This window comes from Leifsonia sp. PS1209 (assembly GCF_012317045.1).
GTDB lineage: Bacteria > Actinomycetota > Actinomycetes > Actinomycetales > Microbacteriaceae > Leifsonia.
This window is the reverse complement of record NZ_CP051154.1, coordinates 3,893,272-3,909,423: the sequence shown is the minus strand read 5'-3', so window position 1 is coordinate 3,909,423 and position 16,152 is coordinate 3,893,272. Positions and strand designations below refer to the sequence as shown.

Genomic DNA, 16,152 nt, shown 5'->3' with positions numbered 1-16,152 from the left:
TCTGAGTGCCGCGTCCGCTCAGCATAATCCAGCGACAGCGCGGCGCGAATCGTTTCGACCACGACAGTCCCGACGCTGGCGCGGCTGCGTCTCAAACGAAGCGGACGGGCGGAACTCCCTCGCCCAGACGACCGGCTTGTCGCAGCCACTCCACTGACTCCGCCACGGCCTCGAGCGACGAGTGCGCAGGTTCGTAGCCCAGCAGTCTGCGCCCCTTCTCGATGCTCATCGCATGGCTGCGGGCGATGTGCTGGAGGGCGGAGTCGCGGTGCTCCTCGGGGAGGGAGGCGCTGAACTCCTCGAACGGCACGAAGCGCAGCCTGGCTTCCACCCCGAACCACCGGGCGGCCTCTTCCGCGAACCCGCGCAGTGTGAGCGCGCGCTCGGAGACGGCGTGGAACGCCTCGCCGTTCGCCTTGTCCGGGTGTTCGAGGCAGAGCCGGATCAACTGGGCCACGTCGTCGGCGTGCACGTGATGCACGGTCTCGAGCCCGAAGCCCGGCAGCAAGAGCTCCCGCTGGTCCGCCAGGCTCCGCCAGACACCGAGGTCGGTGGTGCCCTGCGGGGTGACAATCGGCCAGCCGGGGCCGGAGATGTGACCCGGGTGCACGATCGCCACCGGGAGACCGTCCTCGCGTCGGGACTCGGCCAGCAGCAGACGTTCGATTGCCTCCTTCTGGATGCCGTACTCACCCCAGGGCCGCTTGGCGGCGTTCTCGGGAGCGGGAACCTCGGTGAGGATGCCGTGCGTCCAGATCGTGCCGACGTGCACCAGCTGTCGCACCCGTCCGCGAAGGGCGTCGGCGAGCTGCTGGGCGGATCGGGGAGTGAAGCAGATCAGGTCCACCACGGCGTCTGCTTCGAGTTCGGCGACGCGGGGGCCGAAAGCGCCCGCGGCATCTTCGTCCTCGCGGTCGGCGATCACCCGCTCGACGCTCTGCCAGGCCGGGTCCTCACGGTACGGGGCCGAGCTACCGCGCGTGATCGCGACCACGGCGTGCCCGTCCGCCACGAGGCGCGGCACAAGATAGCCACCGATATGCCCTGTTGCTCCGATGACGACGATGCGCATATGTGCTCTCTTTCCGGTGGGCGCCACGGTGGCGCGGAGATCGCTTCGACTAGTGGAACGCGGCGGCGCCGTTGAGCGCGACCACTGTTCCCGAGGCGAAGCCGCCGGCCTCCGAAGCAAGGTACATCACCGCGGCGGCGACGTCGGCGGGTGTGCCGGCTCGTCCGAGCGGGGTGGCGGCGATGGATGCGCGCTGGTCGGCTTCCGGGGTGAAGCGCTCGTGGAACGGGGTATCGAGGATGAGACCAGGGGCGACCGCGGAGACGGCTATCCCGCGTGGCCCCAGCTCTTTCGCCAGAGCTCGGGTGAGGCCCTCGACTCCGGCCTTGGCCGCGGCGTACGCGCCCGCTCCCTGGCCGCCGCCGTTGTGCGCCGCCAGCGAGGAGATGTTGACGACGCGGCCGCCGTCGGTCATCGCAGGGAGGGCCGCGCGCACGACGTAGAAGACGCTCGAGAGGTTGAGTTCGATGACGTGTTGCCAATGCGCGTCGTCTGCTGTGTCCATCGGACGGCGCGCGACGAGGCCGCCGGCATTGTTGACCAGTACGTCGATGCTCCCTCCGAGGGCCTCGCAGATGCGCGCGACGGTCGTCGTCACCTGGGCGCTGTCCGTAACGTCCATCCGCTCGGCGATCACCCGGTCGGCCACGTGCTCGGGCACCGGCGAGGCATTCGTCGTGATCGCCACGCGGTCGCCCGCGCGCAGGAAGGCCTCGGCGATGCCGAGCCCGATGCCGGTCGCGCCGCCGGTGATCAGGACGGTTCGTGGGGTGGAGGGTGCGGTCATGGAGATCTCCGTCTCGGTCGGAACTGGGGACGTACTCGAGGTCAGCGCCCGGTGGGTCTCATGACGATCTCGCTGACGGTCGCCCGGGCGGGCATCCGGATGACGGCGAGACACATGTCGGCGACGTCCTCCGGGTGTAGTGCTCCCGCCAGCTCTTCGGGCGTGGGCGGCGCTGCGCGGTGGCGGACGAAGCCGGTGTCGATGAGGCCCGGCGAGATCGTCGTGACCCGCACGCCGTCGCCGCCGGTCTCGAGAGCCGTGGCGCGCGCGAGAGCGGCAAGACCAGCCTTGCTGGCCTGGTACGCCGCTCCGGAGAGGTCGGGAACCAGAGCGGCGACGGAGGAGATGTGGATGAGCAGTCCGCCACCGTCGGAACGGAAACCGGCAACCGCCGCCCGGGTGAGGAAGAAGGCTGCGGTGAGGTTGCCGTCGAGCACCGAGCGCCAGCCGGCTTCGTCCAGTTCGTCGAGGCGACGGCCTTTGAGATTGACGCCGACCGCATTCACGACGACGTCGATTCCGCCCGCGTCGCGCCGCAGCGCCGCGACGGCGTCGTCGACCTGCACCGCCGAGGTCGCATCGGCGACCGCGACGTGTGCGGTTCCTCCGGCCTCGGCCACCTCTGCACGCACGGCATCGAGCTTGTTGCGATCGCGTCCGAGCAGCAGCACGGTCGCGCCCTCTGACGCCGCCGCCAGGGCGACGGCGCGGCCGACCCCGCCGGCGGCGCCTGCGATGAGCACTCTGGCTCCGGATGCTGTCACGCGATTCTCCGTTCCGTCGAGGCCCGCACCACGAGGGTCGGCGGGAACACGAGCGAGGGGCTGGGCTCACCGGCGTCGGCACCGCCCGCCGTGAGTCGGAGGACCGCCTCCGCCATCTCGCGCAGCGGCTGCTGGACGGTGGTCAGAGCGGGCGAGATGAGGCTTCCGACCGGGATGTCGTCGAACCCGGCGACGGCGAATTCGGCGATCTCGCGGCCCGCATCCCGGATCGCGGCCGATGCGCTGAGGGCAAACATGTCGTTGACGGCGACCAGGGCGGTGGGCTGGTCGTCGAGTGCCAGCAGCGCGTTCACCGCCTTGCTGGCAAGTGGGCCGCTGTCCGCATCGCCGAAGTCGGACGAGCGCGGGACGAGTGCGTCGTCGAACGGTATGCCGTTCTCGGCGAGCGCTCGGCAGTAGCCGGCGAAGCGACGCTGTCTGCTGATGGTGCGCATCGCGCCGGACACGAATGCGATGCGCCTGTGGCCTCGCTCGATGAGGTGCTGCGTGGCCATCCACGCGCCCGCTTCGTTGTCGATGCTGACGTTCAGCAGCTCCGGCGGGTCCGTTGCCTGATGCTCACGGTCGAACGCGATGATCTGCACGCCGGCGTCCATGGCGGGCCGCAGGTGCTCGAGCGACGGGAGGGAGGTGGAGAGCACGATGTGCTCGATGCCGTCAGCCCAGAGTTGCTCGACGTACGCGCGTTCGCGCTCAGGATCGCGTTCGCTGTTGCAGAGGTAGATCTGCCGCCCTTGCGCGTGGAACGCCGCCTCGAGGTGGGCAGCCCACGATCCCCAGAACGGGTTGGCCACCGAGGGGACGATCAGGCCGAGCGTGGGGTTCGGCGCGCCACGCAATTGCCTGGCCACCCGGCTCGGCCGGTAGGAGAGCGACTCCATGGCTTCGAGCACGCGGCGGCGTGTCTCGGGCTGCATGAGATGGTCGCGCGCGTTGAGCAGGTTCGAAACGGTCGAGGGCGAGACTCCGGCGGCCTGAGCCACATCCCTGATGGTCGCGATCGCTCTCACCCCTTCTCTGATTGACGAGCTTCGGATTCACTGTATCGTTGCACGAACTACTGTATCGTTGCACAAAATTTTCCGGGCGTCCTCCCCGCGACGTCCCTGACGAGGAGTCCGACATGCCACACATTGATCCCACGACGACCTGGAGCGTCTTCACCAAACCGTGGCGAGAGCCACGCATCGGCGATCTCGGCGAGCTGGTGGCGACCATGGGCTTCGACGCCGTCGAGCTACCCGTGCGGCCCGGCTATCAGGTGACGCCGGATGACGTGTCGACGGCCCTCCCGACGGCGGTGCGGGAACTCGCGCGAGCCGGGGTCGCCGTCTCCAGCATCGCCTCGGGTACGGACGAGGCGACGTTCGCCGCGTGTGCGGAGGCGGGCGTGCCGCTCATCCGAATCATGGTGCCCATCGGGTCCGGTGGCTACGCCGCAACGGGCGCGGACATACGCCGGACACTCGCCGGCCTCTCCGAAAGGGCCGAACGCCATGGCGTTCGGGTCGCGATCCAGCCGCACTACGACGACTACATCGCCGACTCTTCGGAGCTCTTCGCGCTGCTCCAGGACGTCGATCCCCGATTCGTCGCGGCGATCTGGGACGCGGCGCACGACGCCCTCGCTCGCAAGCGGCCGGAGCATGGTCTGGAACTGCTGTGGCCGTGGCTCGGGATGGTCAACCTCAAGAGCGCATACTACGAGCGGGTGTCTTCGCAGGGGGATCCTGCCTGGGAACCGGTCTTCACCGACGCCCGCAGCGGTATGGCGGAATGGGGTCGCGCGATCAGCTACCTCGTGGAGCATGCGTTCGCCGGCGCGATCTGCCTCACCGCGGAATACACGGACGAGAGCGACCTCGTCGCGAAAGTGACACGGGACCTCGAATACGCGCGAAGCCTGCGAACCGCTGCTCAGGGCGTCGCGGGGGCACTCCGATGAGCGCAGCGGAGAGGGGGCCTGTGCGCGTCGCCGTCATCGGCGCCGGACAGATGGCGAACCTCGTCCACTACCCGTCGTTGACGTCGCTTCCGGATGTGGAGATCGCGGGCATCTGCGATCTCTCGCCGGAACGGCTCCGGGAGACCGGCGAACGATGGGGTATCACTGCTCTATTCGCCGATTGGTCGGCGATGCTCGACGAGACGCGTCCGGACGCCGTCTACGTGATCGGGCCGCCCGAGATCATGTTCGGCATCTGGTGCGAGTGCCTCGTGCGCGGCCTCGATCTCTTCGTCGAGAAACCGCTCGGCCTGACTGTTCATCAGGCGCGCACGCTCGCACGCCTCGCCGACGAGAACGGCTGCGTCACGCAGGTGGGCTTCCAGCGGCGTGCGTCCCCCCTGCTGGCGCGCATGGTCGGCCGGGTGCGCGAGCGCGGCGAGGTGGTCCATGCGGTGTGCCGGTTCTACAAGAACGATCCGACCCCGATGGTGTCGGCGCGCGACCGGATGATGGACGACGGCGTCCACGTGATCGACACCCTCCGGCACCTCTGCGGCGGCGAGGTCATCGCCGTCTCGGATGTGACGCGCCGCGTGATCGTCGACGACATCAACTTCATTGCGGCGACGCTCGAGTTCGACACGGGCGCGGTCGGGGTCATGATCACGAACTGGACGAGCGGCCGGAGGACGTTCGGCGTGGAAATCCACGGGCAGGGGATCGTGGCGGAAGGCGATCTCGAGGTCGGCGGCACCGTCTGGGACGCCGACGGGCGCGAGGAGTTGGATGCCGCCGACTCGGCGGGTTCCTCGGACCTCCACGTGCGCGGAGGCTTTCGGGCCAAGAGCGCCGAGTTCATCGAGGCGGTGCGCACGCGTCGTCTGCCGTCGTCGCATTTCGGCGATGCGCTGAAAACGATGACCGTCGCAGAGACCATCCTCGCGCACGATCTGCTGAAGGAGACGGAGCGCACGAAACGTTTAGTGGTGGACGGAAACTCTTGACTTCGCATCACCGAAACTTCTAGCATTCACCTAAGTCGTAACGTTTCGCCCTAGTACTCAAGGAGGAGTTCAAGATGTCACGGTTGAAAAACACGAGGAGACGGGGACGCGTCGGCGTCTTCGTCGCGGTCGCGGGCGTGCTCGCCCTCGGTCTCTCTGCATGCTCGGGGGGCGGAGGCGCGACCTCGGGCCTCGACGGCGGCACGCTCAAGATGTACACGTGGATCGGCGGCAAGGCCGACAAGCAGCAGTGGAGCGATTACATCGCCGGAGGAAAGCACGCCGATCCGAAGATGGCGGTGAGCTTCTCCGGTCCGCCGATCGGCGACTACTACACGAAGCTCCCCACGGTGATGAAGAGCAGCAGCGCACCGTGCCTGGTGACGTTCCAGAACGGCCGGGTGAACCAGTACGTGCAGGGGCTGGAGCCTCTGGACGACCTCGCGAAGAAGAACAAGCTCGACCTGTCGGCGTACAGTTCGGCGATGCTGGAGCAGCTCAGCGTCGACGGAAAGCTCTACTCCATCCCGTTCAACGCCGGGCCCACGGTCGTCCTCTACAACAAGAAGATGTTCAAGGAAGCCGGCGTGGCCGACCCCAGCAACAGCTGGACGACCGACGACTTCATCGCGGCAGCGAAGGCGACCACGAGGAACGGTGTGTACGGCTTCGCCATCCCTCAGGGGTCGAACCCCATCAGCACCCTCATGGCTGCCGACGGACACCCGTGGGCAGACGAGAACGGCCCGAAGTTCACCGACCCGAACTTCCGCGACGCGCTGCAGCTGCTCGTCGACCTGTCGAACAAGTACAAGGTTGCGAAGCCGCTCGAGGCAGCCGCGGGCGGCACTTTCCCCGACATCGACGCATTCAACACCGGTCAGTCGGCCATGGAGATGCAGGGGCTGTGGGATCTGCAGCACGCGCAGCAGAGCCTCGGCAAGGACAACGTCGGCATCGCCGTCATTCCGAGCAAGAGCGGCACCTCGAAGGGTTTCATCGGCGGATCGGGCTTCGGCATCACGAAGACCTGTGGCGACAAGCAGAAGGCATTCAAGGCCATCGAGGCGATGACGAGCAAGAGCGGACTCGAGTTCGTCACGAAGTCGCAGGCATCCGTGCCCGCGCGTATCGACGCCCTGGACGCATGGTCCACCAACGTCGGGTCGCCGGAGTTCACCACGGTGATCAAGCAGATGACCGGCGACGCGACGCCCTCGCCTGTTCCGTCGAACCAGGCTCAGATCGACACGCTTCTGACGCAGTACGAGGTGAACGCCTTCTCCGGTAAGAGCACGGTGACCGAGGTGCTGCAGCAGGTCAAGGCCGGCCTCGGACAATGACATTCGTGCGTCTGGACCGTGCGGAGAAAGAGGTCTCCAACGGGTCCGTCGCCCAACCGGAACCCCCGAGGGGCCGGCTTCGTCGCCGGCTCCTCGGGGGCCCCCGCTGGGTGGGGTGGGCCTTCGTGCTCCCCGGACTCATCGGGCTGGCGGTGTTCATCGTCATCCCGCAGGTCGCTTCGCTGATCTTGGGATTCTCCGACTCGACCCTGCTGGGAGGCACCCAGTTCACCGGGGCCGAGAACTACCTCCGGCTGCTGCGCGACCCGCAGTTCCTCAACAGCGTCATGGTGACAGCGATCTTCGTGCTCATCTATGTCCCGGCGAACATCGCGATCTCGATGGCGATGGCGCTCTGGCTGAAGACGCGCATTGCCGGCCGCAATTGGCTCCGCGTGATCTTCCTGATCCCGGCGCTGTCGCCGATGGTGGCGAACGCCGCGGTCTTCCGTCTGCTGTTTCAGAAGGATGGAGCCGTCAACCAGGCGTTGACGGGCATCGGGCTTGCTCCGATCCCCTGGCTCAGCGACGGGAATTGGGCTCTGACCGTCGTGATCGGCGTCTCGCTCTGGCAGTCGTTCGGGTACAACATGATCGTGCTCGGTGCCGGCATCGACTCGATCAGCCCCGATGTCGTCGCGGCGTCGCGGATCGACGGGGCCGGCCGGTTCCGACGCTTCTTCTCGATCACGCTGCCGCTGGTCAGCCCGGCCCTGTTCTTCACCACGGTGCTGACCGTGATCGGCGCTTGGCAGACCTTCGCTCAGGCCTATGTGATCACGGGCGGCGGCCCCGGCAACAGCACGATGACGATCATGCTGTACCTCTATCAGACCGCCTTCACGAACAACCAGCTCGGTTACGCGTCGGCTATCGCCACCGTGCTGTTCGTGATCATCGCGATCTTCACGCTGTTCCAACTCTGGGGACAGAGGAAGTGGGTCCACTATGACTGAGCACCAGTTACCGGCCTCGAGCTCTCGCTGGCGACGCCGGGGACGGACCATCGGGTTCGCCGCCAACACGACTGTGGCGTGGCTGTTCGCGATCGTGTTCTCGTTCCCGCTGATCTGGACATTCTTCACCGCGCTGAAGCCGGCGAACGAGGTGTTCGCGGCGCAGATCACCTTCATCGGATCGAAGGTCCTCTGGTCCAATTTCGTGGATGCGTGGACCGAGGTCGACTTCGGACGCCTGCTCCTGAACAGCCTGGTCGTGGCCGCCATCTCAACGGTGCTGACGCTGATCGTGGCCACCCTCACCGCGTTCGCGTTCGCGCGGCTGAAGTTCCCGGGTCGAAGCGCCGTCTTCCTGCTGTTCGTCATCACGCTGACCCTGCCGAGCGAGGTCGCCGTCGTTCCCCTGTTCCTCGGTTTCGACCAGGCGGGGCTAGCGGACACGTGGGTGGCTCTGATCCTGCCCGGACTGTTCGGCGCCTTCGGAGCGTTTCTGCTCCGGCAGTTCATGCTCCAGATTCCGGCAGAGCTGGAGGAGGCCGCTCGGCTCGACGGGGCAACGACCTGGCGCATCCTCATCAGCGTCATCGTCCCGCTGGTCCGGCCGGCCCTGTCGGTGCTTTCGATCTTCGCGTTCCTGGGCAGCTGGAACAGCTTCCTGTGGCCGCTGATCATCCTCAACAGCTCCGACAAGTGGACGATCCCCATCGGGATCGCCGGGTTCACCACCCAGACCGGAACGCAATGGCAGCTGCTGATGGCGGCGTGCGTGATGACAATCGCTCCTGTGGTGGTCGTGGTCGCGTTCGCCCAGAGACAACTGGTGGCCGCGATCGGCGCGGGCGCCTTCGGCGGCCGTTGAGCCCCGACGGACGGAGAAATGTGAACCTCGAACCACTCGACCCCACGACGCTGCCGGCGCCGGTCGACGTGTCGGACAATCGTCCGGCGCTCTCGATGGTGGATGCCGTCATCGAAGCCGGGCCGTACGACGCTACGTGGGAGTCACTGTCCCGCTATCGCGCTCCGCAGTGGTACCGCGACGCCAAGTTCGGCATCTTCCTGCACTGGGGAGCCTTCTCGGTGCCGGCCTTCGGCAACGAGTGGTACCCGCGCACCATGTACCAGCGGGGCACGCCCGCGTTCGAGCACCACGTGGCGACATACGGACCGCACGACCGCTTCGGGTATAAAGACTTCCTTCCTCACTTCCGCATGGAGCACTACGACCCGAAGGAGTGGGTCGCGCTGTTCAAGCGGGCGGGCGCGCAGTTCGTGGTCCCGGTCGCGGAGCACCACGACGGCTACACGATGTACGACACCGCACGCTCGCGTTGGAAGGTGACCGAGGTGGGCCCGGAGCGCGACGTGATGGGAGATCTCTTCGCGGCCGTCGACCAGGCCTGGCTGATCACCGGTGCGTCGACCCACCGGGCGGAGCACTGGTTCTTCATGAATGGCGGAGCGCAGTTCGACTCCGACGTCCGCGATCCCGCGTACGCCGACCTGTACGGCCCTGCGCTGCGCAAGGAGATGAACCCCACCGAGCGGTTCCTTGAGGACTGGCTGCTGCGCACGGTCGAGATCATCGACTCCTACCGGCCACAGATCCTCTACTTCGACACCGGAATCGAGGAGCCGTCGTTCGAGCCATACATCCGCAGACTCGCCGCGTATTACTACAACCGTGCGGCGGAGTGGGGGCGCGAAGTCGTCATCAACTACAAGTGGGAGTCCTTTCGGCCCGGTTCAGCGGTGCTGGACATCGAGCGCGGCACGATGGGCGGCATCCGGCCGGACGTCTGGCAGAACGACACGTCGGTGTCGCGGACGTCGTGGAGCTGGGTGGAGGGGCACGACTACAAGGACGCCTCCGAGCTCATCCAGGAGCTCGTCGATGTGGTCGCGAAGAACGGAAACCTCCTCCTCAACATCGGCCCCCGGCACGACGGGACCATCCCCCAGGAGGAGGCGGCGCTTCTGGAGGCTGTCGGCGACTGGCTGGCCGTGCACGGTGAAGCGATCTACGGCTCCAGTCCGTGGGTCGTGTTCGGTGAGGGGCCGACGGCTCCCGCTGCCGGATCGTTCACCGACGCAGCGGCGGCCGTGTACAGCGCGGAGGACATCCGGTTCACGAGGATGACCGAGGTCGGCCACGATTACGTCTACGGGATCGGGCTCGTCCGTCCGGAGGACGGCCGCATGCGGATCCGCAGCTTCGGTTCAGACAGCCGATTCGTCGACCGTCCGATCGTCGATGTGCGGATTCTGGGCTCGCGGGAGCAGCCGGAGTGGATCCGCACGGGCGAGCATTTGGAGGTCGTGCTTCCCGATTCCGAGATGGCAGGCCCCGGTGGCGCCGTCGTGCGAATCGAGTTGGCGCCGGAGGCTGCCGAGACGCGCATCGACTTCTTCCACGGACTGAACATCTAGCGGCATGCGAGCCTTCGTGATGGACGGACCCGGCCGCGGCTCGGTCGTCGAGGTGCCCGATCCGCGGATCGGCGACTACGACGCCGAGGTCGAGATGCTCTGGTGCGGAGTGTGTTCGAGCACTGACAGGATGCTGCGCGCCGGCACCTTCCGTGGAGGTGTCTCCTATCCGAGCATCCTGGGCCACGAGTCGGTGGGCCGCGTGACGGCGATCGGCTCCGGGGTACGCCATCTCGCGATCGGCGACATCGTCACGCGGCCGGCCGCCTACGGGACGGAGTCAGCGCCTATCGCGATGTACTGGGGCGGATTCGCGGAGCGCGGCGTCGTCCGGGATGTCCGTGCGGAGGCAGCGGATCGGGGGGTCACTGCGGGCGCGGCGCCCTGGGTGCGGCTCCCGCCCGAGACCGACCCGGTGTCGGCGGCACTCGCGATCAGCCTCAGCGAGACGTTCAGCGTCGCCTGCCGGGAAGATGTGCTGGGGGCGAGGGTCGTCGTCACCGGCACCGGCGTCGCAGGTCTTTCGCTCATGCGGTACGCCGCATTGCTCGGCGCGGCCCAGGTCATCGGCGTCGGGCGCCGGCCCGAGCGGCTCGAGCAAGCGAAACGTGCCGGGGCGACGGAGACTCTGCTCGCCGCCGACGCCGCTGATGAGCTCCGTCGGCGCCATGACGCCGACATCGTCTTCGAAGCCTCCGGCCAGGCGTCGATGGTCGATCTCGAATACGGCTGGCTACGCCCGGGTGGTCGGCTCGTCATCTACAGCGCGCCGGAGGGCACCGCAGAGCTGGACCTCATGGCGGCGCCGCGCGACGTGACCCTCCGCGTCGCATCCACCCATGAGACCGCTGTGCTGCCGAACATCGTGCAGCTCGTGCAGTCGGGCTACCTCGCCGTCGACACTTACGTCACGCACCGCGTCGACCTCCCGGACATCTCTGACGCCTTCGACGCGATCGCGCGCGGTGAGGTCGTCAAGGCGTTAGTGCGGCTCCAGTGAAGCGCCGTCCGCCGAGACACCCCCAGAACCGAAGGAAACGGAGAACACACATATGACCAGGATCGACAGCGTCCCGACCCGGCGTCTCGCGAGCGGGGCTGTGATGCCCGCGATCGGAGTGGGGACCTTCGGGTCCGACCACTACCAGCCGGGGGAGGTGGCCGCCGCGGTCGGAGAAGCGATCCGGGCCGGCTACCGCCTCATCGACTGTGCCTCGGTGTACGGCAACGAGGCGCAGGTCGGTACCGTCCTTCAGGGGGCGATCGCCGGCGGTGTGCCCCGCGAGGAGTTCTTCGTCATGTCGAAGGTGTGGAACGATGCGCATGAGCCCGACGCGGCGATCGCCTCGGTCCGTCGGTCACTACGCGACCTCCGACTCGACGTGCTCGACGCGGTGTTCGTGCACTGGCCGTTCCCGAACCACCACGCGCCGTTCGCCGACGCGGCCGACCGTGACCCGGACGCGCGCCCCTACATCCACGAGGAGTACATGGCGCTCTGGCACGCCCTGGAGGGGCTCGTCGACGAGGGAGTCGTGCGACACCTCGGGACCTCGAACGTCACCATCCCGAAGCTCACAGCGATCCTCGCCGACGCGCGGATCGCACCGGCCTTGAACGAGATGGAGCTGCACCCCTGCTTTCAGCAGCCCGAGCTCTTCCGGTTCTGCCTCGATCATGGGATCCAGCCCGTGGGCTACTCACCCCTGGGCTCGCCGTCGCGTCCAGAACGTGACCGCGTCGTCTCGGACGTCTCGGACATGGAGCATCCCGTCGTGCTCTCGATCGCCAGAGCGCACGGCGTGCATCCGGCGTCGATCTGCCTGAAATGGGCGGTGCAACGCGGCCAGATCCCGATCCCGTTCTCGGTGAAGGAGTCGCAGCTGGCTTCCAACCTGCGGGCGGTGGTCGAGGATCCCCTGACTCCCGCCGAACTCGAGGAGCTGCGATCGGCGGAACAGAACAGCCGCCTCATCAAGGGCCAGGTATTCCTGTGGCGCGGGGCTGGCAGCTGGCTCGACCTGTGGGATGTCGACGGCACGATCCCCGGCTGGGACGGCTACGCGGCAGACCGCGCGACAGCGGGGGTGTCCGCATGATCACCGGCCCGCTCGTCCACCCTCCGCTCTTGGAGGCGCTCGCCTCGTCCGGTCACGGCTCCGGGGTGCTGATCGCCGACGGGAACTATCCGTACCTGACCGCCACCGGACCCGGCGTGCGCCTGATCCACCTCAACCTGCGCCCCGGGATGCTCGACGTCACTGCTGTGCTCGACGCCGTGCTCACCGTCGTCAACATCGAATCGGCAACAGTCATGCAGACCCCGGCCGGGGTCTCAGCCCCGGCGCAGGACGACTATGCACGCAGGCTCGGCAGTGATGTGCATATCGACAAAGTCGACCGGTTCGCGTTCTACGAGCGGGTGCGCTCGCCGGATGTCGGCGTCGTCATCGCCACGGGGGACGAACGCCTGTACGGCAATCTGCTGCTCACGATCGGCCTGCGCTGACGCGCTGACGCCTGCCCCCTGAACACAAGACCGGATCCGAGGAGAGAATGAACGCGACGCCCGACTGGAACGACCCCGCCGTCTACGAATGGGGGAGTGAACCCGCTCACGCCACTCTCGTGACGTACGGCACGCTTGCGCAAGCGGTGCGGGCCGACAGGTCGGCATCGCCTTTCCGAATCAGTCTCGATGGGGACTGGAAGTTCCTGTGGTCACCGAACCCGGAATCGCGACTGCCCGATTTCGCCGACGAGAACGCCGACGATTCAGGCTGGGACCTCATCCCGGTTCCCTCGAGCTGGCAGCTGCACGGGTACGACTACCCGATCGGCGTCAACACGGTCCTGCCGTGGACCGGTGAGAACGGCAAGAACGAACAACCCGCTCCCACCGGCGACTACCCGCATGCCCCGACTCGCTACAACCCGGTCGGACAGTACCGGACCACATTCGAACTCCCCGACGGCTGGGCCGACCGGCGAACGTTCATCCAGTTCGAAGGCGTGGAATCCGCGTACTACGTCTGGATAAACGGCCAGCGCATCGGATACCGCGAAGACAGCTACACGCGTGGCGAATTCGACCTGACCCCGTACCTCCACGCCGGACGCAACGTGCTGGCCGTCGAGGTGTACCGATGGTCGACGGGGTCGTACCTGGAGAACCAGGACAACGTGCGACTCTCGGGCATCTTCCGCAGTGTGCTTCTGGTCTCACGCCCGCCGGTGCTCGTCCGGGACCTCACCGTCAGAACTCTGCTCACCGACGACTTCGCCGAGGCGGTCCTCGACCTGAGCGTCGAGGTGCGTGACACCGCCGGTGCGCACACAGAGGAGGACTTCCAGGTCAGGGCGGCGCTCTTCGACGGAACGGATGCGGGGGCCGAGGAGGTGTGGTCACGGTCCGCGCCGGTCGAACCGGCGGCCCCCGGCCGGAATGCGTGCGCGGCGCTTTCGGAGCACGTGATGTCGCCTCGGCTCTGGTCCGCCGAGCGTCCAGAGCTGTACACCCTGGTCGTCGAGCTCTGCGACGCGAACGGGTCGGTCGTGGATTGCGTGTCCACCCGTGTCGGCGTCCGCCGAGTCGAGATCGTCGACGGCGTGTACCGGATCAATGGGCGGCCGCTCTCGATTCGAGGCGTCAACCGGCACGAATGGAATCCGCGAACCGGTCGCACCCTCAGCGCTGCCGACATGATCGCTGACATCCGTCTGATGAAGCAGAACAACATCAACGCCGTGCGCACCTCCCACTATCCCAACGACCCGCGGTGGTACGAACTCGCGGACGAGTACGGACTGTACGTGTTCGACGAGGCGAACAACGAGACCCACATCAACCGCGTCGACGCTGACGGAAGGCCGAACATCCCGGGCGATCGCCCAGAACTCCGGGCGCCCTTGCTGTGGCGGATGCGGAATCTGGTCGACCGGGACAAGAACCACGCGTGCGTGATCGCTTGGTCGATCGGCAACGAGTCGGGAGTCGGATCGAACCTGAAGGACATGTACGACTGGGCCAAGGGGTACGACCCGACCCGCCCGGTGAGCTATCAGGATTCGACCGGGTCCGGCTCGCCGGTCGTCCCCTCGGACCTCTCCGATTTCGACGGCGACTTCTACCCGCCAGTGCCCGAGCTGATCGACCGGGCCGGCCGTGATCCGAGGCCGTACCTCCTCGTCGAGTATGCGTTCAGCCAGGGGAACACTTCTGGCTATTTGGATGAGACGTGGGCGGCCATCCGCGAACATCCCGGTCAGGTGCTGGGCGGCTTCCTGTGGGACTGGGCCGACAAGGGGCTGTGGTGGAAGATGCCGGGACGGCCGGGTGAGGAGTTCCTCGCGTACGGCGGCGACTGGGGCGACGATCCCAGCGAAGAGGGCGCACACATGAGCGGCCTGGCGCTTTCCGACCGAACACCGACACCCAAGCTGGAGGAGGCAAAGCTGGCCTACCAGCCGGTGAGCATCACGCTTTCAGACCTGGACACGTGGACCATAAGGCTCGCAAACGAGTACCTGTTCACAAGCTTGGACGGTCACAGACTGGACTGGTCGGTGACGGAGGACGGCACTGCGATCAGTAGCGGAACGATCCCTGGACACCAGCTCCCGCTAGCACCGTTGCACAGCGCGGACATCTCGCTGCCATGCTCGCTCCCGGAGCAGCTGCGTGACGGTTCCGAGTACCGGCTGGAGCTTTCGATCGTTCTGGATGCTCCCACTCCCTGGGCGGATTCGGGTCACGTCGTTGCACGGGCACAATTCGACCTCCCCGTTGCCTCTCCCGCGCTCCCGCTCATCCCGTCGGCGGAGTTGGCCTCGCCACAGATCCACCAGACCGAGGAGACGATCGAGGTCGCCGGCGCCGGCTACGCGGTCAGGATCGACTGCTCCACTGGCCGCCTGACCTCTTTGCGATACGACGGCCGCGAAATGCTGGCAAGCGACCTGATGCCGAACTACTGGCGCGCCCCGAACGATCCGGAGTTGTCGATCCCTGAATTCAGGGAGACCCTGCCAGAACCGTCTCAACCGTGGCGCGGCGTCGGTGAAGACTGGACTATCAGCGAGATCGAATCGTCGTCTCTTCCGGGCGGCGTCCGGGTGACCGTGCGCGGAAGCGTCACCACCAAGGTGCCGTTCCGCCCCAGCAACCGCGTCACGACGTCGCCTCAATCGATCGTCTACACGATCTATGGCAACGGGCAGGTGGATGTGCTCTCGACGTTCGAGCCGGTACCCGGCACCCCCAACCCCCAGGTCGTCGGCACGGCATTCGGGCTCCGCCCCGAGTTCGCATCCATCGAATGGTACGGCCGGGGACCATGGGAGTCGACCGCTGACCGGCAGAGCTCCGCCTTCTTCGGACGCTACTCCGGGTCGGTCGCGGATCAGGTTACCCGCTACAGCCGACCGCAGGACACCGCGAACAAGGCCGATACCCGCTGGGCCGCTCTGACCGACGACACCGGCAGCGGGGTGATGCTGGTGGCCGGAGGAAGCATGTACCTCAACGTGCAACCGAACAGTCCCGATGAACTGGCCGGGCATCGTCACTGGCACGAGGTGCCGGAATCGTGGCGAACCTACGTTCGCGTCGACGCCGCGCAGGAAGGTCTGCTCGGCGGCAACTGGGACCTGCTGACGCGACCGGAGAAGTACAGCAACACACCGGCCAAGGGCCCGTACAGCCTCCTCTACCGCGTGCTCCCGCTTCGCGAAGGTCAGGATCCGGCAGTTGTGGCCTCGCACCACGTGGAGACCAACCTCCCGCACTGACCGGCACCACTCGACAACATCACCTGGAGATCAG

At 66.9% G+C, this 16,152-nt stretch carries 14 protein-coding genes; 10 read left to right on the top strand and 4 right to left on the bottom strand.

Features of this window, described 5'->3' with window-relative positions:
- Window positions 1-91 precede the first annotated feature (91 nt).
- The 4 genes from HF024_RS18705 to HF024_RS18690 are packed head-to-tail and all read right to left on the bottom strand — an operon-like array spanning window position 92 to window position 3,627.
- Window positions 92-1,072 carry an NAD-dependent epimerase/dehydratase family protein gene (locus tag HF024_RS18705; protein WP_168690602.1) on the bottom strand — a complete coding sequence of 327 codons (981 nt, stop codon included), beginning with the start codon at window positions 1,070-1,072 and terminating at the stop codon, window positions 92-94.
- Window positions 1,073-1,121: 49 nt separating this feature from the next.
- On the bottom strand, window positions 1,122-1,859 hold the full coding sequence (locus HF024_RS18700; protein WP_168690601.1) for an SDR family oxidoreductase: 738 nt from the start codon (window positions 1,857-1,859) through the stop codon (window positions 1,122-1,124).
- A 41-nt stretch (window positions 1,860-1,900) separates the two neighbouring features.
- Entirely contained in the window at window positions 1,901-2,623 is a 723-nt protein-coding gene (locus tag HF024_RS18695; protein ID WP_168690600.1) for an SDR family oxidoreductase, read from the bottom strand.
- Window positions 2,620-3,627 carry a LacI family DNA-binding transcriptional regulator gene (locus tag HF024_RS18690; RefSeq protein ID WP_247597464.1) on the bottom strand — a complete coding sequence of 336 codons (1,008 nt, stop codon included), beginning with the start codon at window positions 3,625-3,627 and terminating at the stop codon, window positions 2,620-2,622. The genes HF024_RS18695 and HF024_RS18690 overlap by 4 nt, the downstream gene beginning before the upstream one ends.
- Before the next feature lie 65 nt (window positions 3,628-3,692).
- On the opposite strand from HF024_RS18690, the gene HF024_RS18685 reads away from it, so the two are divergent.
- From HF024_RS18685 to HF024_RS18640, 10 genes are all read left to right on the top strand, one after another.
- Window positions 3,693-4,589 carry a TIM barrel protein gene (locus tag HF024_RS18685; protein WP_247597201.1) on the top strand — a complete coding sequence of 299 codons (897 nt, stop codon included), beginning with the start codon at window positions 3,693-3,695 and terminating at the stop codon, window positions 4,587-4,589.
- A gap of 20 nt (window positions 4,590-4,609) precedes the next feature.
- Window positions 4,610-5,596: a Gfo/Idh/MocA family oxidoreductase gene (locus HF024_RS18680; protein WP_247597200.1), complete on the top strand. Its 987-nt coding sequence runs from the start codon at window positions 4,610-4,612 to the stop codon at window positions 5,594-5,596.
- A gap of 74 nt (window positions 5,597-5,670) precedes the next feature.
- Window positions 5,671-6,939 (top strand): sugar ABC transporter substrate-binding protein, encoded by a 1,269-nt coding sequence (locus HF024_RS18675; protein WP_085368368.1) that lies wholly within the window; start codon window positions 5,671-5,673, stop codon window positions 6,937-6,939.
- 125 nt (window positions 6,940-7,064) lie between these two features.
- Window positions 7,065-7,895 (top strand): sugar ABC transporter permease, encoded by an 831-nt coding sequence (locus HF024_RS18670; RefSeq protein WP_247597199.1) that lies wholly within the window; start codon window positions 7,065-7,067, stop codon window positions 7,893-7,895.
- Window positions 7,888-8,757 (top strand): carbohydrate ABC transporter permease, encoded by an 870-nt coding sequence (locus tag HF024_RS18665; RefSeq protein ID WP_085368366.1) that lies wholly within the window; start codon window positions 7,888-7,890, stop codon window positions 8,755-8,757. Before HF024_RS18670 ends, HF024_RS18665 begins: the two co-directional genes overlap by 8 nt.
- 20 nt (window positions 8,758-8,777) lie before the next feature.
- On the top strand, window positions 8,778-10,328 hold the full coding sequence (locus HF024_RS18660) for an alpha-L-fucosidase (protein ID WP_085368365.1): 1,551 nt from the start codon (window positions 8,778-8,780) through the stop codon (window positions 10,326-10,328).
- A gap of 4 nt (window positions 10,329-10,332) precedes the next feature.
- Window positions 10,333-11,328, top strand: a complete 996-nt coding sequence (locus tag HF024_RS18655; RefSeq protein WP_210723988.1) for a zinc-binding dehydrogenase — start codon at window positions 10,333-10,335, stop codon at window positions 11,326-11,328.
- Window positions 11,329-11,431: 103 nt separating this feature from the next.
- Complete coding sequence (locus HF024_RS18650) at window positions 11,432-12,427, top strand: aldo/keto reductase (protein ID WP_247597463.1); 996 nt, start codon at window positions 11,432-11,434, stop codon at window positions 12,425-12,427.
- Window positions 12,424-12,837, top strand: a complete 414-nt coding sequence (locus HF024_RS18645) for an RbsD/FucU family protein (RefSeq protein WP_085368362.1) — start codon at window positions 12,424-12,426, stop codon at window positions 12,835-12,837. The genes HF024_RS18650 and HF024_RS18645 overlap by 4 nt, the downstream gene beginning before the upstream one ends.
- 47 nt (window positions 12,838-12,884) lie before the next feature.
- Entirely contained in the window at window positions 12,885-16,118 is a 3,234-nt protein-coding gene (locus tag HF024_RS18640) for a glycoside hydrolase family 2 TIM barrel-domain containing protein (protein ID WP_168690596.1), read from the top strand.
- The last annotated feature ends 34 nt before the right edge of the window (window positions 16,119-16,152 follow it).